Annotated in this window: 26 protein-coding genes; 12 read left to right on the plus strand and 14 right to left on the minus strand. The window is 66.7% G+C overall.

Going from position 1 to position 26,071, the window contains the following annotated elements:
- Positions 1–3 precede the first annotated feature (3 nt).
- Positions 4–1,008, minus strand: coding sequence for a tripartite tricarboxylate transporter substrate binding protein (locus Q1W68_RS08435; protein ID WP_300656004.1), 1,005 nt, complete (start codon positions 1,006–1,008; stop codon positions 4–6).
- 83 nt (positions 1,009–1,091) lie between these two features.
- Entirely contained in the window at positions 1,092–3,266 is a 2,175-nt protein-coding gene (locus Q1W68_RS08440; protein ID WP_300716151.1) for an acetoacetate--CoA ligase, read from the minus strand.
- Positions 3,267–3,409: 143 nt separating this feature from the next.
- Here Q1W68_RS08440 and Q1W68_RS08445 point away from each other — a divergent pair, with 143 nt between their 5' ends.
- Positions 3,410–4,699: a solute carrier family 23 protein gene (locus Q1W68_RS08445; protein WP_300656001.1), complete on the plus strand. Its 1,290-nt coding sequence runs from the start codon at positions 3,410–3,412 to the stop codon at positions 4,697–4,699.
- A gap of 36 nt (positions 4,700–4,735) precedes the next feature.
- Here Q1W68_RS08445 and Q1W68_RS08450 read toward each other — a convergent pair whose 3' ends face one another.
- Positions 4,736–5,095 (minus strand): hypothetical protein, encoded by a 360-nt coding sequence (locus Q1W68_RS08450; RefSeq protein WP_300656000.1) that lies wholly within the window; start codon positions 5,093–5,095, stop codon positions 4,736–4,738.
- The gene (locus Q1W68_RS08455; RefSeq protein ID WP_300716155.1) at positions 5,092–5,658 is read right to left on the minus strand and encodes a cob(I)yrinic acid a,c-diamide adenosyltransferase; all 567 of its coding nucleotides are present in this window, start codon (positions 5,656–5,658) and stop codon (positions 5,092–5,094) included. The genes Q1W68_RS08450 and Q1W68_RS08455 overlap by 4 nt, the downstream gene beginning before the upstream one ends.
- A gap of 160 nt (positions 5,659–5,818) precedes the next feature.
- Here Q1W68_RS08455 and Q1W68_RS08460 point away from each other — a divergent pair, with 160 nt between their 5' ends.
- The 3 genes from Q1W68_RS08460 to Q1W68_RS08470 all read left to right on the plus strand — a co-directional run bounded on the left by Q1W68_RS08460 (position 5,819) and on the right by Q1W68_RS08470 (position 7,992).
- Entirely contained in the window at positions 5,819–6,052 is a 234-nt protein-coding gene (locus Q1W68_RS08460) for a hypothetical protein (RefSeq protein WP_300655997.1), read from the plus strand.
- A gap of 78 nt (positions 6,053–6,130) precedes the next feature.
- Entirely contained in the window at positions 6,131–7,555 is a 1,425-nt protein-coding gene (locus tag Q1W68_RS08465) for an FAD-linked oxidase C-terminal domain-containing protein (RefSeq protein ID WP_300655995.1), read from the plus strand.
- A gap of 104 nt (positions 7,556–7,659) precedes the next feature.
- Entirely contained in the window at positions 7,660–7,992 is a 333-nt protein-coding gene (locus tag Q1W68_RS08470; protein ID WP_300716158.1) for a YegP family protein, read from the plus strand.
- Positions 7,993–8,016: 24 nt separating this feature from the next.
- Here the strand turns inward: Q1W68_RS08470 and Q1W68_RS08475 are convergent, their stop codons facing one another.
- The 6 genes from Q1W68_RS08475 to mnmG all read right to left on the minus strand — a co-directional run bounded on the left by Q1W68_RS08475 (position 8,017) and on the right by mnmG (position 13,623).
- A complete protein-coding gene (locus Q1W68_RS08475) occupies positions 8,017–8,931 on the minus strand; it encodes a ParB/RepB/Spo0J family partition protein (RefSeq protein ID WP_300716160.1) in 915 nt (304 codons plus the stop codon).
- Positions 8,932–8,948: 17 nt separating this feature from the next.
- Positions 8,949–9,488: an alpha/beta hydrolase gene (locus Q1W68_RS08480; protein WP_300661551.1), complete on the minus strand. Its 540-nt coding sequence runs from the start codon at positions 9,486–9,488 to the stop codon at positions 8,949–8,951.
- Positions 9,489–9,504: 16 nt separating this feature from the next.
- Positions 9,505–10,275, minus strand: a complete 771-nt coding sequence (locus Q1W68_RS08485) for an AAA family ATPase (RefSeq protein WP_300661554.1) — start codon at positions 10,273–10,275, stop codon at positions 9,505–9,507.
- Between the two features lie 9 nt (positions 10,276–10,284).
- Positions 10,285–10,899, minus strand: coding sequence for a LysE family transporter (locus Q1W68_RS08490; protein WP_300716164.1), 615 nt, complete (start codon positions 10,897–10,899; stop codon positions 10,285–10,287).
- Between the two features lie 79 nt (positions 10,900–10,978).
- Positions 10,979–11,653 carry a 16S rRNA (guanine(527)-N(7))-methyltransferase RsmG gene (rsmG, locus tag Q1W68_RS08495; protein WP_300655986.1) on the minus strand — a complete coding sequence of 225 codons (675 nt, stop codon included), beginning with the start codon at positions 11,651–11,653 and terminating at the stop codon, positions 10,979–10,981.
- On the minus strand, positions 11,650–13,623 hold the full coding sequence (mnmG, locus tag Q1W68_RS08500; RefSeq protein ID WP_300716166.1) for a tRNA uridine-5-carboxymethylaminomethyl(34) synthesis enzyme MnmG: 1,974 nt from the start codon (positions 13,621–13,623) through the stop codon (positions 11,650–11,652). The genes rsmG and mnmG overlap by 4 nt, the downstream gene beginning before the upstream one ends.
- A gap of 187 nt (positions 13,624–13,810) precedes the next feature.
- Here mnmG and Q1W68_RS08505 point away from each other — a divergent pair, with 187 nt between their 5' ends.
- From Q1W68_RS08505 to Q1W68_RS08540, 8 genes are all read left to right on the plus strand, one after another.
- Positions 13,811–14,194, plus strand: a complete 384-nt coding sequence (locus tag Q1W68_RS08505; RefSeq protein ID WP_300661559.1) for a hypothetical protein — start codon at positions 13,811–13,813, stop codon at positions 14,192–14,194.
- A gap of 23 nt (positions 14,195–14,217) precedes the next feature.
- Positions 14,218–14,808: an NAD(P)H-dependent oxidoreductase gene (locus Q1W68_RS08510; RefSeq protein ID WP_300716169.1), complete on the plus strand. Its 591-nt coding sequence runs from the start codon at positions 14,218–14,220 to the stop codon at positions 14,806–14,808.
- A gap of 16 nt (positions 14,809–14,824) precedes the next feature.
- Positions 14,825–15,103, plus strand: a complete 279-nt coding sequence (locus Q1W68_RS08515) for a YkgJ family cysteine cluster protein (protein WP_300716172.1) — start codon at positions 14,825–14,827, stop codon at positions 15,101–15,103.
- On the plus strand, positions 15,100–15,753 hold the full coding sequence (locus Q1W68_RS08520; protein WP_300716175.1) for a Crp/Fnr family transcriptional regulator: 654 nt from the start codon (positions 15,100–15,102) through the stop codon (positions 15,751–15,753). The genes Q1W68_RS08515 and Q1W68_RS08520 overlap by 4 nt, the downstream gene beginning before the upstream one ends.
- A gap of 111 nt (positions 15,754–15,864) precedes the next feature.
- On the plus strand, positions 15,865–16,056 hold the full coding sequence (locus Q1W68_RS08525; RefSeq protein WP_300655977.1) for a DUF2892 domain-containing protein: 192 nt from the start codon (positions 15,865–15,867) through the stop codon (positions 16,054–16,056).
- A 225-nt stretch (positions 16,057–16,281) separates the two neighbouring features.
- A complete protein-coding gene (locus Q1W68_RS08530; protein ID WP_300655975.1) occupies positions 16,282–18,225 on the plus strand; it encodes a hypothetical protein in 1,944 nt (647 codons plus the stop codon).
- A 42-nt stretch (positions 18,226–18,267) separates the two neighbouring features.
- The gene (locus Q1W68_RS08535) at positions 18,268–20,220 is read left to right on the plus strand and encodes a hypothetical protein (RefSeq protein ID WP_300655973.1); all 1,953 of its coding nucleotides are present in this window, start codon (positions 18,268–18,270) and stop codon (positions 20,218–20,220) included.
- 100 nt (positions 20,221–20,320) lie between these two features.
- Entirely contained in the window at positions 20,321–21,091 is a 771-nt protein-coding gene (locus Q1W68_RS08540) for a class II aldolase/adducin family protein (RefSeq protein ID WP_300716178.1), read from the plus strand.
- Between the two features lie 79 nt (positions 21,092–21,170).
- Here Q1W68_RS08540 and Q1W68_RS08545 read toward each other — a convergent pair whose 3' ends face one another.
- From Q1W68_RS08545 to gabT, 4 genes are all read right to left on the minus strand, one after another.
- A complete protein-coding gene (locus Q1W68_RS08545) occupies positions 21,171–22,355 on the minus strand; it encodes an ATP-binding protein (RefSeq protein WP_300655518.1) in 1,185 nt (394 codons plus the stop codon).
- 134 nt (positions 22,356–22,489) lie between these two features.
- Positions 22,490–23,245, minus strand: a complete 756-nt coding sequence (locus tag Q1W68_RS08550; RefSeq protein WP_300661568.1) for a hypothetical protein — start codon at positions 23,243–23,245, stop codon at positions 22,490–22,492.
- A 112-nt stretch (positions 23,246–23,357) separates the two neighbouring features.
- Positions 23,358–24,752, minus strand: coding sequence for a type III glutamate--ammonia ligase (locus Q1W68_RS08555; protein WP_300653453.1), 1,395 nt, complete (start codon positions 24,750–24,752; stop codon positions 23,358–23,360).
- The gene (gene gabT, locus Q1W68_RS08560) at positions 24,749–26,047 is read right to left on the minus strand and encodes a 4-aminobutyrate--2-oxoglutarate transaminase (protein WP_300716180.1); all 1,299 of its coding nucleotides are present in this window, start codon (positions 26,045–26,047) and stop codon (positions 24,749–24,751) included. The genes Q1W68_RS08555 and gabT overlap by 4 nt, the downstream gene beginning before the upstream one ends.
- Positions 26,048–26,071 lie beyond the last annotated feature (24 nt).

The following is a 26,071-nucleotide window of genomic DNA, read 5'->3' on the forward strand; positions in this document are numbered from 1 at the left end:
CCGTCAGCTCTTTTTCGACAGGCCCAGTCGCTCGATCGTCGCTTTCTCCGCCGCAAACGTGCGCGCCGCATACGCCGTGTAGTCAGCCGTGTTCATGTAGATCGTGGGCTGGTAGAACTTGTCGAAGGTGGCCTTGACCTCGGGGTCGTCCAGCGTGCTCTTGAAGGCGTCGTGCAGCACCTTCACCACGGCCGGGTCCATGCCTTTGGGGCCGCCGATGCCGAACGGCGATTCGGTGATGGTGTCCCAGCCGCTTTCCTTCACCGTGGGCACGTCGGGGAAGGCCTTGTTGCGCTCCCGACCCAGCGTGGCCAGCAGGCGCAGCTTGCCACTCTGCACGTGCGGCGCAAACTCCGTGGTGCCGCTCATCATGCGGATGTGGCCCCCGAGGATGGAACTCATGATTTCGGCCGAGCCCTTGAACGGGATCGGGTTGAGCTGGATGCCCGCCTTCTCGCTGAACTCTTCGATCGCCAGGTGCGGCGTGGTGCCGGTGCCGGTGTGGCCGTATTCGAGCTTGCCCGGGTTGGCCTTGGCGTAGGCCACCATCTCCTTGAGCGTCTTGAACGGTGCGTCGGCCGTGCAGGCCAGGCCGAAGGTGTAGCCGGTGAGGCAGACGATGTGGGTGAGATCGGTCACCGGGTTGAACGGCATGGTCTGCATGTGCGGCAGGCGGTAAACGCCCAGCGGCAGCTGCGTGAGGGTGTAGCCGTCGGGCTTGGCCTGCACCATGGCGCTGGCGCCCAGCGTGCCACCCACCCCGGGCTTGTTCTCGATCACCACCGGCACGCCCAGCGCCTTGCTGGCGCTCTGGGCCAGCGCGCGCATCACGCCGTCGCTGCTGCCGCCGGCGGGCCAGGGTGCGATGAGGGTGATGGGGCGCGACGGAAACTTGTCTTGCGCCCACGCCGCGCCGCTGAACAAGCCCGGTGCGGCCACCGCAGCGGCGCCACTGGCAGCCAGGGTGAGCGCCTGGCGGCGGCTGACAGAACGGTCGGTGGGCTGCATGCGCGTCTCCGGTTCTTGGCGGGATCTCCAAGTTAGCGCAAGGACGGTCGGGCCAACAGCGGGTTAGCCCGAAGACCGGGCGCTCAGGCCGCCGGGCGGCGCACCGCGAAATCCACGTACCAGTCGAGACAACCCGGGTTGGCCATGGCCTCCTTGTTGATCACTTTTTCCAGCGGCTGGCCCAGCAGCAGCTTCTTGATCGGCAGTTCCTGCTTCTTGCCAGACAGCGTGCGCGGGATCTCGGCCACCTGGAACACGTCGTTGGGCACGAAGCGCGGCGAGAGTGCGGTGCGGATGCTGTCGGTGATGCGCGCGCGCACCGCGTCGTCGAGCGTCACGCCGTCGCGCAGCACCACGAACAGCGGCATGTAGCTCTCGCGACCCAGGTACTCCAGATCGACCACCATCGAGTCCATCACCTCGGGCAAGGCTTCGACCGCGCTGTACAGCTCGCTGGTGCCCATGCGCAGGCCGTGGCGGTTGATGGTGGCGTCCGAGCGGCCATAGATCACACAGGAGCCGTCGGGGTGTATGCGCAGCCAGTCGCCGTGGCGCCAGACGGCGCCGGCGTCGTTGCCGAGATCACCTCCCCCGGGATTTCGGCCATGACCGGCCGGGTACATGTCGAAGTAACTGCCGAGCAGGCGCTTGTTGTCGACATCGCCCACGAAGTACAGCGGCATCGACGGGATGGGCTGCGTGCACACCAGCTCACCCACCTCGTCCATCACCGGCAGACCCTGCTCGTTCCAGGCTTCCACGGCGCAACCCATCAGGCGGCATTGCATGCGGCCAGGGGTCTGCGGGAGCTCGCGGTTGCCGCCGATGAATGCGCCGGCGAAGTCGGTGCCGCCGGAGATATTGCACCACCAGATGTCTGGTTCCTGCTCCGGCTGAACACGACTCCGTTCGGGCTGAGCCTGTCGAAGCCCCACGTGGGTGAGCCCGTCGACAGGCCCAGGGCGAACGGAACGAAGCCGCCGGAACTGCTCAGTCCCCCAGTTCTGCGCATCTTCCGACAGCGGCGAGCCCGTGCTGCCCAAGGCGCGCACCGCCGAGAGATCACCACACGTCGACAGGTCCACACCGGCCTTCAGGCAGTTCGCAAAAAACGCTGCGCCCGCACCGAAAAAGGTCACGCCTTGCTCGGCCGCAAAGCGCCAGAGGGTGGTCCAGTCGGGCTGGTCTTTGGAGCCACCCGGATTGCCGTCAAAGATCACGCAGGTGGTGCCACCCAGCAGGCCGCTGGTCTGCGCGTTCCACATCACCCAGCCGGTGGAGCTGTACCAGTGGTAACGCTCGCCCCAGCTGTTGGGCTCGTAGCTGCAGCCGATGTCGTTGTGCAGGATCTTGAGCGCCAGCGCCACGATGGTGGTGCCGCCGTGGCCGTGCACGATGGGCTTGGGCAGGCCGGTGGTGCCGCTCGAATACACGATCCACAGCGGGTGGTCAAAAGGCAGCCAGAGCGGCTCGAACTGCGCCACGGCCGTGTCCATGCGCGCGGTGGCGTCCGCAAACGCGGTGCAGGGTGCGGCGGCTTGCAGCGCCTGGTCGGCGGCCTGTGCATCGTCGGCGGCCAGGTTGGTGTGCAGCACCACGTGGCGCACCGTGGGCAGGGCCGCGCGCAGCTCGGCCACCACGGCCAGGCGGTCGAAATCGCGCGCGCCGTAGGTCACGCCGTCGCAGGCGATCAGCACCACCGGTTCGATCTGGCGAAAGCGGTCGAGCACGGCGTGGGTGCCCATGTCGGGTGCGCAGATGCTCCACACACCGCCCACGCTCACGGTGGCCAGAAACGCCACCATCGCTTCGGGAATGTTGGGCAAATACGCCGCCACGCGGTCGCCGGGCTGCACGCCCTGGGCCTGCAGGTGCAAGGCCAGCGACGCCACCTGGCGGCGCAGTTCGGGCCAGCTCATCTCGGTGTGGTGGCCCTTTTCGTTGCGGCTCACGATGGCCATGAAGCCGGCGTCGTGCGCAGGCTGCACGTGGCGCAGCACCTGCTGCGCGTAGTTGACCCTGGCCCCCGGAAACCACCGGGCACCCGGCATCACGTTGCGCTCCAGCACGGCCGTGTGCGGCGTGGGCGAACACACGTCGAAGTAATCCCAGATGCTTTGCCAGAAAGCGTCGAGGTCGGTGGTGGACCAGCGCCAGAGCGCGTCGTAGTTGTCAAAGTGCAGGCCGCGCTGGTCGGCCAGCCACTGCTGGTACAGGCGAATCTGTGGGGTGTGGGGTGGTGTGCTTGTCTCGTTCATGCCGTTGTCCTTTTTTGGCCATCAGGTTAACAGCGCGGGCCCGCGTTCTGGAAGATGGCGAACGCCGGTCTGGCCCTGCGCTTGCGGGCACAATCCTTGCGGGCCTCAAGGCCATCCACCACCCACCTCAAGGAGACCCGCACATGGGCCTGTTCCACTGGACAGAAAAATCATCGGCCACGCTCGACAACGGCGGCGTGATCGCCCCCGACGAACGACTGCCCTGGCCGCAAACGACCGTCATGGGCGTGCAGCACGTCATCGCCATGTTTGGCGCCACCGTGCTGGCGCCGCTGCTCATGGGCTTCAACCCCAACGTCGCCATCCTCATGAGCGGCATCGGCACGCTGATTTTCTTCTTCATCACCGGCGGCAAGGTGCCGAGCTACCTGGGCTCCAGCTTCGCCTTCATCGGCGTGGTGATCGCCGCCAGCGGCTACGCCGGCCCGGGCCCCAACGCCAACCTGGGCGTGGCCCTGGGCGGCATCATCATTTGCGGCCTGGTCTACACCCTCATCGGTTTCCTGGTGCAGGCCACGGGCACGGGGTGGATCGAACGCCTCATGCCGCCGGTGGTCACCGGCACCGTGGTCGCCGTGATCGGTCTGAACCTCGCCGCCATTCCCATCAAGAACATGGCCCCCACCGGGTTTGACGCCTGGATGCAGGCCATCACCTTCATCAGCGTGGCGCTGGTGGCGGTGTACGCGCGCGGCATGACGCAGCGCCTCCTGATCCTGGTCGGCCTGATCGTGGCCAGCGTGATCTACGCCGTGCTCACCAACGGCCTGGGCCTGGGCAAACCCATCGACGCCTCGGGCATCGCCAGTGCGCCGTGGTTCGGCATGCCCACCTTTGCCGCGCCGGTGTTCCAGGCGCAAGCCATGCTGCTCATCGCCCCGGTGGCGCTGATCCTGGTGGCGGAGAACCTGGGCCACATCAAGGCGGTGAGCGCCATGACCGGGCGCGACCTCAACCCGTATCTCGGCAAAGCCTTCATCGGCGACGGCGTGGCCACCATGGTCAGCGGCGCGGCCGGCGGCACCGGCGTGACCACCTACGCCGAGAACATCGGCGTGATGGCCGCCACCAAGATCTACTCCACCGCCATGTTTGTCGTGGCTGCGGTCATCGCCATCGTGCTGGGCTTCTCACCGAAGTTCGGCGCGCTGATCCAGGCGATCCCGCTGGCCGTCATGGGCGGTGTGTCCATCGTGGTGTTCGGCCTCATCGCGATTGCCGGCGCCAAGATCTGGGTCGACAACAAGGTCGACTTCTCGGACAACAAGAACCTGCTGGTGGCCGCCATCCCGATCATCCTGGGCACCGGCGAGTACACGCTGAAGTTCGGCGAATTCGGCCTGGGCGGCATCGGCACCGCCACCTTCGGCGCGATCTTTCTGTATTGGCTGCTCAGCCGCGGCAAGGCCTGACGAACGTCTCGGGCGAGATGACCTGTGTGTCGGGCCTCAGCTCCGCTCGCACCGCCCCATCGCCGTCGCCTGCCCCCGGAAATCGCTGCTCCAGGTCTGCGCCGCCGTGTCGATCTGGATGCGTTCGTTGTCCACCGCGGTGAGGATCACGGTTTCCTGGATCGCGAAGGTGTAGACCGGCACGCCGTCGATCTGCACCGAGCGCACGCGTTTTTTGTCATAGCCGATGCTCACCGTGCGGGTCCAGGTGGTGCGCGCCGGCAGGTAGACCGCTTCGCAGACCAGCGTCACTTCGCTGGCGGGCGAAGCCGCGTTGGGGGACGCCTTGTTTTGTGCCGATGCGGTGAACGGCAATGCAGCGGCCACACAGGCGGCGGTGACGATCGCGGCTTTCATTCAGCCGCACCCTTGGCCATGCGCTCGCTCTTCCAGTACACGTCGTCGCCGCCGTTCATGCGGTTGAGCACGCGGGCCAGCACGAACATGAGGTCGCTCAGGCGGTTGAGGTACTGGCGCGGCGTGTCTTTCAAGGCCTCTTCGTTGCCCAGCGCCACCACCGCGCGCTCGGCGCGGCGGGCCACGGTGCGGCACACGTGGGCCTGGCTGGCCGCGCGCGAGCCCGCCGGCAGGATGAACTCCTGCAGGCGCGGCAGGGCCTCGTTGTAGGCGGCCAGGGCTTCGTCCAGCGCGATCACGGCTTCGGGCTTGAGCAGCTCGTAACCGGGAATCGACAGCTCGCCACCGAGGTTGAAGAGCTGGTGCTGGATTTCCACCAGCACGGCCCGCACATCGGGCGCCATCTCTTCGCAGAGCAGCACGCCGATGTTGGAGTTGAGTTCGTCCACATCGCCCATGGCGTGCACGCGCAGGCTGTTCTTGGAGACGCGGGTGTTGTCGCCCAGACCGGTGGTGCCGGCGTCGCCGGTGCGGGTGGCGATTTGTGTGAGGCGGTTGCCCATGGGAGGTCCTTGATTTGAATGGGGGTTGCCGGATTGTGCAGCGTTGGCCCGTCGTAACGGAGCGCAGGGAAATGTGACCGAGGCAACGTGAGGCAAGAACGCTGGCTTTGATCGCCGTTGCAGGCGCTAATGGCCACCTGTTCACTCTCAGGAGACCCCGATGACGCAACGCCGACAACGACTCGCCGACTTCGAAGCCCGCAGCGTGCAACTGATCGCCGCGTGCACGCTGGGCCTGGCCGGCATGGCCAGTGTGCCGCCGACGCACGCCGCACGCGTCAACGGCCAGGCCGCCAGCCTCACGGGGACCACGGGCCACCCCACGCTCACCGGCAGCACACGTTCCAGCCGGGCGCCGGCCGTCTTGCTGCCAGCCGGGAAAGTCCGCAGCTGAGTGCGCCCGCGCGGGGCGCCGCGCACGCGGCTGCGGGCTTAAACTGGTTGGTCGATACAACCGCGCCGGAGACCGCCCATGAACGCCCCCACCGCCCACAGCCACCTCGCGCCCCCAGTGCACCAGCGCATGGTGCCGCCGGCGTTGATCGCGGCGCTGCAGGCCCGCTTTGGCGCGCAGTGCTCCACCGCCCTGGTGGTGCGCGAGCAGCACGGCCGCGACGAGTCGGTCTACGAGGTGCCACCGCCCGCCGCCGTGGTGTTCGCACAGAGCACGCAGGACGTGGCCGACGCGGTGAAGCTCGCCGCCGCCCACCGCGTGCCGGTGATCCCGTTCGGCGTGGGCTCCTCGCTCGAAGGCCACCTGCTCGCGGTGCAGGGCGGCATCAGCATCGACGTGAGCCGCATGAACAACGTGCTGGCCATCAACGCCGAAGACCTCACCGTGACGGTGCAGCCCGGCGTGACGCGCAAGGCGGTCAACGAAGCGGTGAAGAGCGAGGGCCTGTTCTTCCCGATCGACCCGGGAGCCGACGCGTCCATCGGCGGCATGGCGGCCACGCGCGCCAGCGGCACGAACGCGGTGCGCTACGGCACCATGCGCGAGAACGTGCTGGCGCTCGAGGTCGTCACGGCCAGCGGTGAAGTGATCCGCACCGGCACGCGCGCCAAAAAATCATCGGCCGGCTACGACCTCACGCGCCTGATGGTGGGCAGCGAAGGCACGCTGGGCGTGATCACCGAGGTCACGCTCAAGCTCTACCCCTTGCCCGAAGCCATCTCGGCGGCCACCTGCTCGTTCCCCAGCATCGAAGCCGCGGTGCGCACCGTGATCCAGGTGATCCAGCTCGGCGTGCCGATCGCGCGCTGCGAACTGATCGACCACAACACCGTGCGCATGGTCAACGCCCACAGCAAACTGGGCCTGCGCGAGGAAAACATGTTGCTCATGGAGTTCCACGGCTCGCCCGCGAGCGTGAAGGAACAGGCCGAGACGGTGCAGGAGATCGCGGGCGACTTCGGTGGACAGGCCTTTGAATGGGCCGACACACCCGAAGAACGCACCCGCCTGTGGACCGCGCGGCACAACGCCTACTTCGCCGCCATCCAGAGCAAGCCCGGCTGCCGCGCCATCAGCACCGACACCTGCGTGCCCATCAGCCGCCTGGCCGACTGCCTGCTCGACTCGGTGACCGAGGCCGACGCGGCCGGCCTGCCCTACTTCCTGGTCGGCCACGTGGGCGACGGCAACTTCCACTTCGGCTATTTGATCGACCCGACCAAGCCCGAGGAGCACGCCCTGGCCGAGCAGCTCAACCACCAGCTGGTGGCGCGCGCGCTGAGTCTGGAAGGCACCTGCACCGGCGAGCACGGCGTGGGCCTGCACAAGATGGCGTTCCTGCTCACCGAGGCCGGCAGCGGCGCGGTGGACATGATGCGCACCATCAAGCGCGCGCTGGACCCGGACAACATCATGAATCCGGGGAAGATCTTCTCGATGTGAGGGTTCGCTGGCTCCAACGCCAAGCCCAAGGGATCACCCGCTCCCGAGCTGCACCGAGCGTGGATAGGATAAAAGTCCATTCATCCACACTTCACGGGGGTCACATGGCGGGTTGGTACGAACTGAACAAGAACGACAAGGGGCAATTTTCGTTTGTCCTGAAAGCGGGCAACGGCGAAGTCGTTCTTCGCAGCGAAACTTACGAATCGCGCTCCGGTGCCGAAAACGGGATCGCTTCGGTACAGAAGAACTGTGCCGTGGAGTCGGCCTACGCGCACAGCGACTCGTCGGACGGCCGCTTCTATTTCAACCTCAAGGCCGCCAACCACCAGGTCATCGGCACCAGCCAGATGTACAAGACCACCGCCGCGCGTCAGTCGGGCATGGAGTCGGTGCGCACCAACGGACCCACCACGGTGGTCAAAGAAGGCGCTTGATGCGCGGATGGGGTGGCGGCTTGCTCAGCGGCCGCCGCGCAGCTTGTCGATCAGGCCGTTGAGTTCGTCCAGCGAACCGAACTGGATGGCCAGTTCGCCCATCTCCTCGACGCGTCCGTGGCGCTTGACGCGCTTCTTCACCCGCACCTCGACTTCGGCCATCAACAGGTCGGCCAGCTCTTCTTCCACCCGGCGGATGTCGCGCGATTTGTCTTTTTTGAGCTTTTGCGGCGACAGCTCAAACTCGGCGCCGAGTTTTTTCACCAGGCTTTCGGCCTCGCGCACCGACATTTTTTTGGCCGCGATCTGGTTGCCCGCCGTGATCTGGTGGGCCTTGTCCAGCGCCAGCAGCGCACGCGCGTGGCCCATGTCCAGGTCGCCGGCCATCAGCATGGTCTGCACCGGCTCGGCCAGTTGCAGCAGGCGCAGCAGGTTGCTGGCGGCGCTGCGCGAGCGGCCCACGGCCTGTGCGGCCTGTTCGTGAGTGAGCCCAAACTCTTTCACCAAACGTTGCAGACCGTGGGCTTCTTCCAGCGGATTGAGGTCTTCGCGCTGCATGTTCTCGATCAGCGCCATCGCAGCAGCCGACTCGTCGGGCACGTCGCGCACCAGCACCGGCACGCTCTCCAGCCCGGCCAGCTTCGATGCGCGAAAACGGCGCTCGCCAGCGATGATTTCGTATTTCCCAGCGTCCGGACCAGCGGCGAGCCGGCGCACCAGGATCGGCTGCATCACGCCCTGGGCCTTGATGCTCTCCGCCAGCTCGTACAGCGCGCCCTCGTCCATGTGGGTGCGCGGCTGGTACTGACCGGCCACCAGCTCCGTGAGGGGCAGGTTCGACGGCAGGCTGTCGGGATCGGCCGGCGCGCTGTCGACCACTTTGGGGCCCAGCAAGGCTTCGAGTCCGCGGCCGAGGCCCTTGGGTTTTTTGGTGACCATGGGTCGTCTTTCGAATGTCAAAGGTTCAGGAGTTCGGCGAGCACCGCGTGACCGGTGGGCCAGTCGCCCAGGCCGGACTCGGCGTTGATGTGGCCAGCCTCGCCCAGGTCGACGAAGCGCGATCCCCAGGCGGTGGCGAAAGCTTGCGCGCGCTCGAAGCTGCAATACGGGTCGTTGCGGCTGCCGAACAGCACGCTGGAAAACGGCAGGCGCTGCATCGGAATGGGCGCCCAGCTCGGCAGCACCGGGCGCATCTCTTCGCGTTCGGCATCACCGGGCGCCACCAGCAGAGCGGCCTTGACGCGACCGGTGTTCAGGGAGTGGGACGCCCATGCCGCCGTGTGCAGGCAGCCCAGGCTGTGGGCCACGAGCACAGCGGGTTCGTCGCAGGTGAACAGCACCTCTTCCAGTCGGGCGATCCAGTCGCCGCGCCGGGGCTGCAGCCAGTCGTGCTGGTCCACCCGGCGGTAGCCGTGGGTCGTTTCCCAGCGGCTTTGCCAATGCTCGGGCCCGCTGTTCTGCCAGCCGGGCAGGATGAGGACGTTGTGAGGTTTCACGTGAAACAACCGGACTTCAGAGTTTGTCGATGCGATCGACCATTTCCTTGGCGAACGCGACGAAGGCCTGGCTGCCGCGGGCAGCGGGGTCGAACACCACGCCGGGCAGACCGTAGCTCGGGGCTTCGGCCAGGCGCACGTTGCGCGGGATCACGGTGTCGAACACCTTGTCGCCGAAGTGGGCCTTGAGCTGGTCGCTCACCTGCTGCTGCAGGGTGATGCGCGGGTCGAACATGACGCGCAGCAGGCCGATGATGGCCAGATCCTTGTTGAGGTTGGCGTGCACCTGCTTGATGGTGTTGACCAGGTCGGTCAGGCCTTCGAGCGCGAAGTACTCGCACTGCATGGGCACGATCACGCCGTGCGCGGCGCACAGGCCGTTGAGGGTGAGCATGCTCAAACTCGGCGGGCAATCGATCAGCACGAAGTCGTAGCTGTCCAGCACGTCGGCCAGCGCGGTTTTCAGTCGCTTCTCGCGCCGCTCCACCTCCACCAGCTCCACTTCGGCGCCCGCCAGTTCGCGGTTGGCGCCGAGCACGTGGTAGCCGCACTTCTCGGAATACACCGCCGCCTCGGCCACCGAAGCCGACTCCAGGAGTACGTCGTACACGGAGAGCGCCATCTGGCGTTTGTCAACGCCCGAGCCCATGGTGGCGTTGCCCTGGGGATCGAGGTCGACCATCAGCACCCGCTGACCCACCTTGGCCAGGCCGGCGGCCAGATTCACCGTGGTGGTGGTCTTGCCGACGCCGCCCTTCTGGTTCGCAATGCAAAAGATCTTGGCCATGGGTTCTTCTTATTTGGAGATGGCCAGCTTGATGCCGAAACCGATGAGGAAGATGCCAGCGATCTTTTCCAGCGCACGGCCGATGGCCGGATTGGCGCGCATGCGCTCGGCAAGAAAGTGGGTCAGCAGCGTGACCGCCAAGCCGTAAGCGAAGGTGAGCACCGCGATGGTGGCGGCCATGGCGCCAAAAGTCACCAGACCCTTGTGGCGGGCAGGGTCCACGAACAGCGGGAAGAACGCCATGTAGAACACGATGGCCTTGGGGTTCAGCAGGGTGATGACCATGGCCTGCTGGAAATACTGGCGCGGGCGGATGTTGAGAATGGGTGCATCACCCGGTTTGGCCACCAACATCTTGAACCCCAGCCAGGCGAGGTACGCGGCGCCAAGCCACTGCACCGCACTGAACGCCGCCGGGTAGGCCGCGAGCAAGGCCGCCACACCGGCCACCGCCAGCCACATCAGCACCTGATCACCGGCGATCAGCCCCAGCGTGGCAGCCAGCCCGCCGCGCATGCCGCCTTTGCCGGTGGAAGTGACCAACGCCAGATTGCCTGGCCCCGGAATGAGCAGAAACACGACGATGGCGGCGACAAAAGCGCCGTAATCTGCGATGCCGAACATGGAGAACCCCCGGGAAGTGGAGGGTCGAGTTTACGTGAAGGGTGTTGGCGTCACGGGCGCCATCCGCGCGCCGCCTTGCTCAGGCCATCGCGGCAGGGCCGGGACGCATCCAGACGATGCAGCGCTCGGCGTCCAGCCCGGGCACGTGAAGCTGTTCCACGTGAAACACATCCACGGCAGGCGCCTCGGCAGCCAGCGTGGCCAACTCGTCACCGGGGTGTTTGCCCTTCATGGCCATCCAGACGCCGCCTTCGTTCAACGCGCCGCTCGACCAGTTCGTGAAATCCACCAGCGAGGCAAAGGCGCGCGAGCACACGACGTCGAAGCCCTGCCCCGACAAGGCGTTGAGGCTTTCCACGCGGGCGTGCAGCCCCCGCAGGTTGGGCAGCTTGAGCGTGGCGGCCGCCTGCTGGATGAACGCCGCTTTCTTGGCCACCGTGTCCACGCAGGTCACGTCGATCTGGGGACAGGCGATGGCGATCACCACGCCGGGCAGCCCACCGCCGGACCCGACGTCCAGCAGTTTCACCGGTCGTTCACCCACCTGTTGGAGCAAAGGCCGGATGGCCGCGAGGCTGTCGAGCAGGTGGTGGGTCATCATCTCGGCCGGGTCGCGCACGGCCGTGAGGTTGTAGACCTTGTTCCACTTCTGGAGCAGGCCCAGGTAGTCAAGCAACAGATCGACCTGGCGCGCGTCGAGCGCGAGCTGGAGCGACTGCAGCCCGGCCTGCAGTGTCGTCTTCAAATCGCTCATGCCTCGGCGTCCGCCGCCACCGCCAGGGTGGCGAAACCCTTGAACCCGCCCTTCTTGAGGTGGATCAGCAGCAGCGAGATGCTCGCCGGGGTGATGCCCGAGATGCGCGAGGCCTGGCCCAGCGTTTCGGGCCGGTGCTTGGCCAGCTTCTGCCGCGCTTCAAACGACAAGGCCGTGACCTGCAGATAGTCCAGGTCGGTCGGGAGCTTCAGGCCTTCGTAGTGCGACGCCCGCTCCACCTCGTTTTTCTGACGGTCGATGTAGCCCGAGTACTTGGCGGCGATCTCCACCTGCTCCACCACCACGGCGTGCAGATCGCCCAGGGTTTCACGTGAAACATCCGGGTGCATGTGTTGATGGCCGTTCATGGCCATCAAGGCGTCGTAGTGCACGCCCGGCCGGCGCAACAGGTCAAACAGGTTGTGCTCGTGCTCGATCGACTTGCCCAGCACCCGCTCGCTCTCCACCGGCGGCAGGTTGCGCGGGTTCACCCAGGTGGCTTTCAGCCGCTCTGTTTCACGTGAAACAGCGTCGCGCTTGCGGCAGAAGGCGTCCCACTGCGCGTCGCCCACCAGACCCATGCGGCGGCCGGCTTCGGTCAGGCGCATGTCGGCGTTGTCTTCGCGCAGCTGCAGGCGGAACTCGGCCCGGCTGGTGAACATGCGGTAGGGCTCGGTCACGCCCTGGGTGATCAGGTCATCGACCAGCACGCCCAAGTACGCTTCATCTCGCCCCGGCAGCCAGGCGCCCTCGCCGCGGCACTGCAGCGCGGCGTTGATGCCGGCGAACATGCCCTGCGCTGCAGCCTCTTCGTAACCGGTGGTGCCATTGATCTGGCCCGCGAAAAACAGGCCCTGGATCTGTTTGGTCTCGAAACTGCTCTTGAGCGAGCGCGGGTCGAAGTAGTCGTATTCGATGGCGTAGCCGGGCCGCAGGATGTGCGCGTTCTCCAGTCCCTTCATGCTGCGAACCAGCTGGTACTGGATGTCGAACGGCAGGCTGGTGGAGATGCCGTTGGGGTAGACCTCGTGCGTGGTCAGGCCCTCGGGCTCCAGAAAGATCTGGTGGCTGTCCTTGTCGGCAAAGCGGTTGATCTTGTCTTCCACGCTCGGGCAGTAGCGCGGGCCCACGCCCTCGATCTTGCCGGTGAACATGGGGCTGCGGTCAAAGCCGCTGCGGATGATGTCGTGCGTGCGCTCGTTGGTGTGCGTGATCCAGCACGGCACCTGCTGCGGGTGCATCGCCGCGTTGCCCATGAAGCTGAACACCGGCACGGGCTGGTCGGCGTTCATGCCGCCGGGCACCCCGTCGCCGGGCTGTTCGGTGCACTGGCTGTAATCGATGCTGCGACCGTCCAGGCGCGGGGGCGTGCCGGTTTTGAGACGGCCCTGTGGCAGCTTCAGCTCTTTCAGGCGGGCCGACAGCGACACCGCCGGCGGGTCGCCCGCGCGGCCCGCGGCGTAGTTGTTCAGACCCACGTGGATCTTGCCGTCGAGGAAGGTGCCGGCGGTCAGCACCACCGTGCGGCTGCGGAAGCGGATGCCCACCTGCGTCACGGCACCCACCACGCGGTCGCCCTCCACCATCAAGTCATCCACCGCCTGCTGGAACAGCCACAGGTTGGGCTGGTTCTCCAGCATGCGGCGGATCGCGGCCTTGTAGAGCACGCGGTCGGCCTGGGCGCGGGTGGCGCGCACGGCCGGGCCCTTGGAGCTGTTCAAGATGCGGAACTGGATGCCGCCTTCGTCGGTGGCCAGCGCCATGGCGCCGCCCATGGCGTCCACCTCTTTCACCAGGTGGCCCTTGCCGATACCGCCAATGCTGGGGTTGCAGCTCATCTGGCCCAGGGTCTCGATGTTGTGGGTCAGCAGCAGGGTTCTCTGCCCCATGCGGGCGGCCGCCAGCGCGGCCTCGGTGCCGGCGTGGCCGCCGCCGACGACGATGACGTCAAATTCCTGGGGATACAACATGGTGGTGGTCGCTTGTGGGGGGCTGTCTGCCCGGCGCCCCGGGCAACCCGCGATTGTCCCACCGTTGGGCGTTTTCTGCCCCACCCCGCGCGCACCGCCCACGGCGCTGGCCGGATGGCGCCGCCGCGCCCGAATTTCTAACCTGCATGGCAGCCCAATCCCGGGCCCACCACAGGAAACAAGCCCCATGAAAATCCCTTGGCTCGTGGCCAGCACCACCGCGCTGGCCTGTTTCAACGCACAAGCCGCCGGCTTCATGTTCGGCATCAGCCACAACTTCGGCGGCGACACCGGCGTCACTTTCAAGATCCTGTCGACCGACCGGCGCAACCGCCCCGTGGTGGCCGCCGGCGTGAGCTTCTTCCCCGGCGAGGGCCGACGCATCGGCCTGGACGTGGGTGTGGGCTACAACTTCCGCCAGACCACCGTCACCATCGGCCGCGACCTGGTGATGGAGCGGTTCCAGGTGGCCTGGGGCATCGCCAGCCGCCGCTGCCCGCCCGCTCAAGCCGCACCACCAGCCTCTCCCCCCGGGTTTGAAGACAGCGGCTTCTTCGACAGCTCGTTCTGAGCGAAGGCCGCGACAATGGCGGCATGAGCACACTCCCCTCCCTCCTCGTTTTCGCCGGCAGCACCCGCGCCCAGTCCTTCAACCGCCAACTGGCCGCCGCCGCCGCCCGGCACGCCGCAGCCCAAGGCGCCCAGGTCACCCACATCGAACTGGCCGACTTCGACCTGCCGCTCTACAACGCCGACCTCGAAGCACGCGGCACGCCCGCCGCGGCCGTGAAGCTCAAGGAGCTGTTCCACGCCCACCCGGCCTGGATCATTGCCTCGCCCGAATACAACGGCAGCTACACCGGCTTGCTCAAAAACACCATCGACTGGGTCTCCAGCCCCATCAAGGGCGACCCGCTCTGGTCCAGCGGCACCAAACCGTTCGCCGGCAAGGTGGTGGGTCTGCTGAGCGCCTCACCAGGTGCACTGGGCGGCCTTAGAAGCCTGTCCCACCTCGCTCCGTTGCTATCGAATTTGCAGTGCTGGGTGGCACCGAAGCAGTTTGCCCTGTCCCGGGCCGGCGAGGCATTTGACCCCGATGGCCAGCTCTCCACCGAGGCGGCGCGCAACGCGGTGCACGGCGTGGTGGACCAGGTGCTGTGGGCCGGCCAACGCTTGCACGCCTGAGGCTGACGCCACCGCCATGGCCTCAACCGCCCAGGCTTGCCGCCCCGGCTGCGCCGCCTGCTGCACCGCGCCCTCCATCAGCAGCGCGCTGCCCGGGCTGCCGCTGGGCAAACCAGCCGGCGTGGCGTGCCCGCAGCTGGACGCGGATCTGCGCTGCCGCCTGTTCGGCCTGCCCGAGCGCCCGCCGGTTTGCAGCTCGCTCGCACCCGGCCCCGAGATGTGCGGCGGGAGCCGCGAACACGCCATGGCCTGGCTGACCCGGCTGGAACACGCCACCCAACCGCAACGCACATGAACAGCACCGACCGGCAGGCCCTGGCCCAGCTCTACCCATCGCTCGCCGAGGCCGTGCCGGCATCCGATGCGCTGACCGTGATGGAGGTGCCCACCGGCACCACCCTGTTCCGCGAGCAGGAGCCCTGCGGCGGTTTCCCCCTGTTGCTCAGCGGCGAGGTGCGGGTCTCGCGCTCGGCCAGCAGCGGGCGCGAACTGGAGCTCTACCGCGTGGTGCCGGGCGACATGTGCCTGGTGTCGTCGTCGTGCCTGTTCGTGGACCAGCCGCTGAGCGCGCACGGCGTCAGCGTCAAACCGACCCGGCTTGCACTGCTCTCGCCCACCGCGTTTCGCGAAGCGCTGGCCCACGCCGGTTTTCGCGACTTCGTGCTCGGCCTCTTCGCCGCGCGCCTGGCCGACCTCACCGGCCTGATCGAAGCCATCGCCTTCCAGCGCCTGGACAGCCGACTGGCCGCCGCGCTGCTGGGCCACGGCACACAGGTGCACGCCACCCACCAGGCGCTGGCCGACGAGCTGGGCACGGTGCGCGAAATCGTCACCCGGCTGCTGCACCGCTTCGAGCGCGACGGCTGGGTCGAACTCTCGCGCGAGTGCATCACCGTGCGCGACAGCGCCGCCCTGCGGTCGCTGGCCGCGCTGCAGCCGCGCTGAAGTCCCACCGCCCGGCTCTGTGACCCAGGTCACATACCCAGGGCAGACATGAGGGCCCAATGGCTGCACCCCACCCGGTTCTGCGGTGGCCTCAGTCAACGGAGCAACACCATGACCCAAAACGTCGGCGGCATCGACCGCATCCTGCGCATCACCATCGGCCTGGCCCTGATCGCCGCGGCCGCCACCGGCACCGTGGGTTGGTGGGGCTACCTCGGCGTCGTCCCCCTGCTGACCGGCCTCATGGGCTGGTGCCCGCCCTACGCCCTGCTGGGCTTCAACACCTGCTCGATGAAGAAGTGAACGAGGCCATGGGGCTCACCAGCGTGGGCTGAGCCCCCGGCCAACGCCTTTGCGTGCAGCCCGGCGCGTGTGGTCCGCACACCGCTTGGCCAACCTCACCGTTCGTGTCAATCCTTCCGCAGCGCTGGGCGTGCGGGTCAGGGTTTGGTCACACGTTTTCATGCCGGAACATCCAGACTGAAGTCCCGCCGCCACCCGCTGCGGCCCTTCACGAAAGGACGCTCCATGTACGGTGTTCTGAACTGCGACCGCAACCAACTCAACCCCAACCTGCGCTTCTCTTGGGCGACTTACTACTGCGAAACCGGACCTGTGCCAACGACCCCGGCCGATGAGCAGCAGATCACCGCCGTCCTCACGCAACACCAGCCTGCGCTGGCGCCACCCGACCGGGACCGCGTGCACGCCGAGCTGAAGGCGCTGGTTGGATGGGTGTCGGGCTGCGAGGTTGAGATGCTCGAGTTCATGCTGCGGGTCGCCCTGGAGCACCACACGTTGCCGGCCCCTGAGAGGGCCCGGCGCGAGGCCCGGATCAACGCCGTGCTGACCAGTTACTTCGGCCCTGAAACGGGTTGGACAAACGAGCAAGCCGGCGTGCTCGGCGGCGTTCGACGCACCGCGGTGCTCACCCCCGACGACCTGCTGGACAACCACCTGCGATCCGTGTGCGGCAGCAAAACCCTGCAGTGGGAAGAAGCCCGGCTCAAGCAAAAGCCCTCACCACTGACACCCGAAGAAGTCCAAGAGCGCAATGACCTGCTGCGGCTCACCTTGTCGATGTCGGGCGGGCAGATATTTTTGTTCCAGGGCCTGGAAGGCCTTTGCCACCACGCCCTGCCCGGTGAACGCACGCAACGACGGGCATGCGTCAAGCGAATCATGAACTCCAGCCACAAGATTCGCCTGTGGGAATACGTCTACGCCGTCGGCACAGCCCAGACCACGGGACCCACGGTCATCCGCCAGGACGCCCTGTGGGAGGCACTGAGTGCGCTGGACGCCTGGATGAGCCAGCCCGACCATGACCCCAAAACAGACATCAGCACCGAGCTGATCCAGCTCGCCATCACCCGCATGCAGGCGCAACAGCTCGCAGCCGAGCGGCGGGCGCAAGCCGTGACCCTGGCAGCGCTGCACCGGGGTGTGAACCTCGGCGCCATGGGCCGCAAGACGCTGGAGAGTGAAGCAGCCATCGAAGCCTGGATCCTGGCGTTGTCCGCCAACTGGACACCCGCCATCCTGAGGACGCCGACGCCGACACCGGCCCCGGCGACGCCGCGACAACTCACCGTCACCGCCGGACAACGGCCCGAGACGGCCCAGACCTGGCGGACCAAGCGCAGCCTCGAAATTTACAAAGGTCCGGTGGCGCGACGGCGCGGCCCGGCCCAGGAGCGGGTCAACCGGGCAGCGGCGCGCCAGCAACTGCAAGACAGGGCACTCAAGGTCCGCCAACCGGTGCAAACCAGGCAGCCCACGGTCGTCGACACATGGACCGACCGCGACGTCGACCAGCTGCTGCGCGACACGCTCCTCCAGTCGGCCACCTTCTACCTGGCCGAGGCCAACGATCTCATCGAGCTGGCGCGAACGCTGGGTGCGCCCGAGCCAGCCATCCACGCCTGCACGGTCGACGCAGCGTCACTGGCCACCATCATCAAGGCCGAAGCCAGCGACGAGCTGCAGGCACGCGACATGTTTGCGCAGGCTGAACAGGCCATCACCGACCTGCGCAGGCAGGTGACCCTCGCCGAGGCAGAGGCCCGGCTGCGCGGGCGGTTCGACCACTGCCTCACGCTGGCCCTTGCCCGCGAGCCGATGGAGCATGGCAAAGCCCACGGTGGCGTGATCGCGCAACCCCTCGGACCCAAGGACTGGGGCTGGGTGCAGGCCCGCTACCACCGGCGCTGGCTCAGCGGCGTCACCCGCTACACCACCGAAGACGGCATCTCCACCGCCTTGCCCGACGACTGCGCCCTGGCCCTGCACGTGACCGCCAAAAGCCTCAGTGGCTACGCCTTCGACATCTCGGTGCACCTCTGGTACCGCCAGCCCGGGAAGAGCAGCGCCCCGAGCACCAACACCGAGCCCTACCCGCCCATGAACGAAGAGGACTGGTACGACAGCTACATCCCGTGTGCGGTGCTGCACATCCCGCACGCCACGTGAAGCCGGCCCGCCACCCACTCCTGACGAAACGGAGCAACCACCATGTACGCCTGGATCGAAAAAGCACCGCCCGACGACAAGCTGCAACTGCGGTGGTGGACATTGGACTGCACGTCTCCACCCGCGGCACCACCGCGGGGGCTTGAGGCGATCCGTGCGCTGCTCGAAGAACGGCGGCACACACAACCCGACGCCGAACAGACGCGCCTGCAGACCGCGTTGGAAGCGATGCTGCCGTGGCTCCCGGCCGAACCGGTGGCGCTGGAGCACGGACTGCGCCTGGGGCTGCTGCACCACAGCCAGCCCGCTGCTGAGCGTGCCCAACGGGAGCAAACCATCGCGCAGCACATGGCCGAAGTGCTCGGACCACCTGCGCAATGGCCAGCGAGTCGGCGCGAGGCACTGCAAGCCGTGCAACGCATGGCCGTGCTCACCCCCAACCCGTTCATGCACGACCACCTGCCCTCGGTCATCTATACCCATCTGGCCGCTGACTTCAGCGCTCGCAGCAGCATGCAGGCACTGACGAAAGATGAGCAAGCGTTGGAGCAGGCCGTCAACCACATCATCGAGGTCTGTGGTGGGCGCCACGTCCCTTGCGCCAAGTCAACCCTGATGGCAGCCTCGCTGCTCGCACCCCCTGGACTTCGGCTGAGCATGGTCGCAATGCTGCTCGATTTCAAAAACGCAGGACGCGCAGATTGGATCAACGCACTGTTGACAGGGGTGTCAGATCCTTCGTTTCCCGGCTACATCACAGCCCGCTGCGATGCCCTCAATCAGGGAATGATGCAGCTCAGGCACATGGTTGACAACAAGCTGGAAAGCCCTGCCGAGGCCGCCGAGATCGCCGCCGCGACCGGCCAACACATGCACAACGGCTTTGTTCAGGCTGCAGCAAAAGCCATGAACGAACTCGTCAACGCACTCGACCAGGGCGTGCCCATGGGCCAGCGCGGCACGCAGGCGCTGCAATGGTGTGCCGAGCAAGCGCAACGGGAGCAGGAACAGGCCGTGGCGCGAAGCGGCGGCTGGCTTCGCCGCCAGGCCGTCGGCAACCGCCCCCCCGAGACCGCGCCGCTGCCCGGCGCGATGTCGTCCGACGACGTGACCACGGCGTGGATCGACCAACAAACCGTCGACCTGCTCGAGGGGCCTGTGGCCACCACAGAAGAAGCTCCACCCCTCGACCGCCGCAAAGCCCGGGAAAAACTGCAGGCCCGCAACACCCGGGCACGCACACCATCCAGCGTGGTGCCCAACACCCCCCGCCAGACCCAACCCGCTGCGCCGGCCAAACCCACAAAAAACGACGACGACTGGACCGACAACGACGTCACCCTGCTGCTGCAGCAAGCCCTGAGCCACTCGGCGCACTACTTCCGCGACGAGATCAACGACCTGATCGAGCGCGCGAAGTTGCTGGGCGCGCCCACACCGGTGATCGAACAAGCGCATTCGCTGGTGTCCACGCTGGACGCCATCGCCAAAGACCCGCCTGTGCGTGAGTCGGGTCCTCGGCGCACCTTTGCACAAGCCGAGCTCGTCATCCAAGCCATGCGCCAGGCCATCAAGAAGGCCGAGGGCGACGAGCGCCTTCGCGAGCAGTTCGACCGGGCCCTGACCCTCGCACTGGCCCGCGAAACCCTCAAGCGCGGGCGGCGTTCGGGTGGGCAGATCGCCTGCCCCCTGAGTCCGGCCGATTGGGGCTGGGTAGAACAGCGCTACCACCGGCGATGGCTCAGTGGCGCGTCCACCCTGGTCACAGAAGACGGCGTGGTGACCCCGCTGCGCAACAACGAGGCCTTGGCGCTGCACGTCACCGCCAAAAGCCTCAGCGGGGCCTTGTTCGACGTGTCGGTGCACCTCTGGCGCCGCCACGGCGCAGCCCGCAGCGCCCCCAGCGACAACCAGGAGCCCTATCCACCCATGAACGAGCACGACTGGTACGACACCTACATCCCCTGCACGGTGCTGCACATCCCGCCCAAGTGACGCGGGGAATACCTGTCGTCGCCGCGACCCCCACGGGCCGCGGAGGTGCGTACAGTGAAGCGGCCACGGCCATCCGCTGCCGTGCCACCGGAGACACACCATGCACATCCCATCCCTCAAAGAAGTCGTCAGCGCCGAAGAATGGGCGCTGCGCTGCGACCTCGCCGCCTGCTACCGGCTGGTGGCGGCCTACGGCTGGAGCGATCTGGTCTTCACCCACATCAGCGCCAAATTGCCCGACTCGGTCACCGGTGGTGAACACCAGTTCCTCATCAACCCCTACGGCCTCATGTTCGACGAGATCACGGCGAGCAGCCTGGTCAAGGTCGACATGGCCTGCAACAAACTGCTGGACTCGCCCTTCCCGGTGAACCCGGCCGGCTTCGTGATCCACAGCGCCGTGCACGAAGCGCGGCCCGAAGCCGGCTGCGTGATGCACACCCACTCGCGCGCCGGCGTGGCCGTGAGCGCGCAGAAGGCCGGCATCCTGCCCATCAGCCAGCAAAGCACCTTCGTGCTCGCCTCGCTGGCGTATCACACGTACGAAGGCGTGGCCCTGCGGGCGGAAGAAAAGGTGCGCTTGCAGGCCGACCTGGGCACCGCCAACCACCTGGTGCTGCGCAACCACGGCCTGCTCACCGTGGGCAAAACCATCCCCGACGCCTTCCTGGCCATGTACACGCTGGAGAACACCTGCCGCATCCAGATCGACGCGATGGCCGGCGGCACCGAACTCACCCAGGTCGACCCCGCCATCCTGGCCGGCATGGCCGACGTGATGCGCGTGGCCACCGCCGGGCTGGGCTCGCAGCTGGCCTGGCCGGCGTTGTTGAGGAAGGTGGAGAAGTTGGATGCGGGGTACAGGTCCTGAGGATCTCTGAACGGCCAGGCAACACGACGTCCAACGGTGTGAAACGCAGAGGTCGTACGCTCATTTGCCCTCTGCGCAGCTACGCGTTGTTCGGTTTCTCCACGTAATTGCGAATCAGGTATTCGTTGAACATGGGAACGGTGAACGCAATGTCGCCATGCGATGGGCTGTAGATCATTCCCTTGCTGATGATCTGCGCACGCCGCGGGCCCAGGCTTTGGTGGGTTTCTTTCAATGCTTCCGCGACATCCGATGACCTGTATGGCCCGGCCCCAAGTTTGGCCATCGCAATGACATACTCCCGCTCCTTTGGCGTCAAGCGATCAAATCGCACCTTGAAGAAGCCTTCGTCCAGCCGTTTTGTCGCTTCTCCTGCAGCCTTCGTTGCATCGTCCAGCTGGATGCGCGGTCCCTTCGCGATATTCCAGCACTGATAGCCCCACTCTTGCAAAAAGTAGGGGTATCCCTTGGTCTTTGCCAGGATGTCTCTGATCGCCTTGTCGTCAATTTGCTCACCTTCATCCTCGATGGGCTGCCTGATTGCGATCCTCGCATCCCCCTCCGCAAGCGCACCAACCGCAGGGTAGTGAAAGAGACGCTCAGCGTAGGACTTCGCGTCTCCAGAAAGCGCTGCAACCTGTGGCAACCCTGCACCGAAGAACAAAACAGGCAAATCTTTCTGGTTGACCTTGTGGAGGGCGACGATCAGAGCTGCCAGATCCGCCGGACGCAGGTACTGAACTTCGTCAATGAGAAGTGTCCAGGCCTTACCAGCGGCTTTTGCGGCCACCCCTACGCGCACAAACAGTTCTGGCAGGTCCGTCTCCATATCGCCGCTGTCAGCGACCCCGACTTCCGGATCCACCGAAATGGAAGCATCGCCGTAAGAAAGCTTGAACGCAGAGGCGAACGAGCGAAGTGCCCGAAGAGCCTGATGGACTTTGGCCTTTGCGTTCGCTGAAGACGAGAGTTTGCGCAAGGCTTGATTGATCTTCGGTACGAGCAACTCACTGAGCGCCTTTCCCTCTGGCGCTTCGATCGAAGATGTGACGTGCCCGGCGGTTTCGGCCATCTCTTCGATCGTGTTCAGCAGTACCGTTTTTCCAACGCCACGCAGACCAAGCAGCATCTGCGAACGGCTTGGCTTGCCCAACAGCGCCCTTTGAATGGCTGTCTGCGCGTCTTGGAGGATTGCTTCACGTCCGGCAAGCTCTGGCGGCTTGCTCCCGGCGCCCGGAGCAAAAGGGTTTCTCACGGCATCCATGGGATCTCCTGCGGCTTGAACTCTATGGGTTGTTATCAAAGTATATCTCCATGAGACTATACATCCATAGAAAAAGGTAGGGATCCGAGGGACGGCAGCGACAGCCGTCTGCTTTCTCGACCCACGACCAGCCTTCAGACCTCCCGCGCCACGAACGCTGTCATGCCTTCGAGCACCGTGCGCAAGCGCATGAGTTCGCGCGAACCGTCCAGCCGGGGTGACCACGACGCCAGCTTCGACACCCAGCCCAGGCGCGGCAGCAGGTGCGCGATGAAGTCGCGCAGGGCGGGACCGCCGGTGCCCGCGTCGGCGTAGGCCTGCAGCACGGCGCGCACTGCATCGGCCCCCAGCGGCTGCAGGTAGCGCGCCAGCGACAAGAGCAGCTGCAGCGCGTCGTACACCTGCACCGTGGACAGCGCCATGCCGGGTTGCAGGCGCTCTTCAAAGTCAAGCCGGGCGAAGTGCTCGCCGTTCCAGGTGAGGTTGCGGGTCTGGGCGCCGCCGTGCCAGTGGCCGCGCGTGTGGAACGCAGCCAGGTCGGCGCTGGAGGCGCACATCAGCGCCAGGCGTTCGGCCTCGGGCAAGCGGTGCAGCACGTGGTCCAGCGTCTCGCCGATGTCGCTGGTGGTGAGCGAAAACCCGTCGAAGGCCAGCACGGTGGGCACGCGTTCGCCGGCGGCGGCCAGGGCCAGCAGGCGCTGGTGTTCAAAGGCCAGCAGCTCGGCGCCATCGGTCTGGCGCACCGCGTGCCACGGCACGGGCACGCCCACGACATGCGCAAACACCCAGATGCTGGCGGACTTGCGCCAGCTGCGCAGCGGCCGGTCGGCGGTCTTGGTCCAGGTCTTGGCGGACGCGGTGGCGGCGGCAGTGGCGGCGGGGGTGTTCAAGCAGCCGGATTATCCAGAAAGCCAGAGCACCCGCGGAACTGGCTTTGCCAGGCCGCAGGGTGCGCCCCCTTGAGGGGGTGACGCCGCCGGCGGCGCGGGGGGGTGCATTTGGTCAGGGCGCGTTCGCGTAGCGCTCCAGCTCCCAGTCGCTCACCTGCTGGCTGTAACTGGCCCACTCGGCGTGCTTGAGCGCGAGGAATTCAGCGCAGAACGATTCGCCCACGGCGGCGCGCAAGGGCGCGTCCTGCGCCAGCGCCTGCAGTGCGGCGAACAGGTCGCGCGGCAGCCGCTCGGGCAAGGGCTCGCCACGCGCGTGCAGCTCGTACAGGTCGTCGGCGCAAGGCGTGGCGGCGGGCAAGGCCTGCTCGATGCCGGAGAGGCCGGCGGCCAGCGTGCCGGCGATGGCGGCGTACACGTTGCACGACGGATCGGGCAGGCGCCATTCGATGCGCCCGGCCACCGTGCGCACGAGGCAGGTGCGGTTGTTGTCACCCATGGCCTTCCACACCGGCGACCAGGTGGTGCCCGAGGCGCTGCGGCTGGCGGCCAGGCGCTTGTAGCTGTTGACGGTGGGCGCGCACAAGGCGGCGAGTGCGTCGGCGTGGTGCAGCAGGCCGGCGGCGAACTGGTGGCCGGTGCGGCTCAGGCCCAAGGCGCCGGCCGGATCGGCCATCACGGCGTTGCCGTTCGCATCGGTCAGGCTCAGGTGGAAATGCAGCCCGCTGCCCGGCGCGTGCGCCAGCGGCTTGGGCATGGTGGAGAACACGGTGCCGTGTTGGGCCGCCACGGCCTGCGCCGTGAGTTTGAACAGCTGGTAGCGGTCGGCCGCGGCCAGCGCGTCATCGTGCTGGTAGTTGATCTCGTACTGTCCGCAGGCGTCTTCGTGGTCGATCTGCTCCAGCCCGAAGCCCAGCGCGGTGAGCGTCTCGCGCATGGTGTCGAGAAACGCGAAGTTGCGGCCGATGGCCTGCAGGTCGTACGAGGGTTTGGCGTGCGTGTCCAACGCATCGGCCACCTGCCAACGGCCCTGCGCGTCGCGCTTGAGCAAAAAGAACTCGGGTTCGATGCCGACCCACAGCGTCCAGCCGCACGCTTTCAAACGTTCCACCTGACGCTTGAGCACCTGGCGCGAGCAGGTGTCCAGCGGCTCGCCGCCGGCAAAGCCGTCGCACACTGCGTGCGCCACGCCAGGCATGAAGGGCAGCGGGCGCAGGCTCTCGGGCACCACGCGGCCCATGTATTCGCTGCGCGGGCCCATGCGCGGCAGGCCGGTGCCGCTGATGCTGGGGCCGGAAAACCCCGCACCGCTGCTCACCGCACCGGGCAGGCCATCCAGCGGCACCAGCTTGCCCTTGGGGCCGCCGGGCAGGTCGGTGAAGGTGGTCAGCACCGAGTGGATGCCCTGCGCGCGCAAGGCCTGGATGCGCTCATCCAGCGAATCAGCAAAACCTCCGTGCTCCGCACTGCGGTGCGAGCTTGCTTGGGAGCGGCCCGGCGCTGCGCTCAAGCGAGCACCTCGGCCAGCGCAGCGTCAAACTTGGCCAGGCCTTCGGCGAACACGCTGTCTTCAATGGTGAGCGGAAAGAGGAAACGGATCACGTTGCCGTACACGCCGCAGGTCAGCAGCAGCAGGCCGCGCTTGAGCGCGGCGGCCTGCACCTTCTTCGTGGTGTCGGCGTCGGGTGCACCTTTGGCGTCGATGAACTCGCAGGCCACCATGGCGCCCAGACCGCGCACATCGCCCATGCGCTGGGGGTACACGGCGCGTTTGGCGATGAGGTGGCCGATGAGCTGGTCGCCCAGCTTCTGCGCGCGTTCGGGCAGGCGCTCCTCCGCCATCACATCCAGCACCGCGTGCGACGCGGCGATGGCCAGCGGGTTGCCGGCGTAGGTGCCGCCCAGACCGCCCGGCGCCGGGCCGTCCATGATGGCGGCCTTGCCTGAGACGGCCGAGAGCGTGGTGCCACCGGCCATGCTCTTGGCCATGGTCATGAGGTCGGGGCTCACGCCGTAGTGCTCCATGGCGAACATCTTGCCGGTGCGCGCAAAACCGGTTTGCACCTCGTCGGCCACCAGCAGGATGCCGTGCTGGTCGCACAGCTCGCGCAGCCACTTCACGGCCGCCGGCTGGATGGGGTTGAAACCGCCCTCGCCCTGCACCGGCTCGAACACGATGGCCGCCACGCGGCTGGGCTCGATGTCGCACTTGAAGAGCTGTTCCATCGCGTGCTTCGTGTCGTCGAGCGACGCGCAGTGGCACGGAAACGGCACGTGGTAAATCTCGGGCGGGAACGGGCCGAAGCCGGCCTTGTAGGGCTGCACCTTGCCGGTGAGCGCGACCGAGAACATGCTGCGGCCGTGAAACGCGCCGCCAAACGCGATGACGCCGGTGCGCCCGGTGCTGTAGCGCGCGATCTTCATCGCGTTCTCGATGGCTTCCGCGCCGGTGGAGAAAAACGCGGTCTTCACCGGGCCGTCGATCGGCACGATGGCGTTGATGCGCTCGGCCAGCGCCACGTACTCGGTGTAGGGCACCACCTGGTAGCAGCTGTGCGTGAAGCGCTGCAACTGCGCGGCAATGGCCGCCTGCACCTTGGGGTGCACATGGCCGGTGTTGAGCACCGCGATGCCGCCGGCGAAGTCGATGAAGCGACGCCCTTCGATGTCCCAGAACTCGGCGTTCTTCGCCTTCTCGATAAAGAAGTCGCCCATCACGCCCACACCGCGCGGAGTGGCGTCGAGTCGGCGCTGGTGCCAGGCGGCATTGGTGTTGTCGGTCTTGAGTTCGTTCATGGCGTTCATGGGTGTCTCCTTCATTGAGGGGAA

This window comes from Hydrogenophaga sp., from assembly GCF_030158645.1.
In the GTDB taxonomy this organism is placed as follows: domain Bacteria; phylum Pseudomonadota; class Gammaproteobacteria; order Burkholderiales; family Burkholderiaceae_C; genus Hydrogenophaga.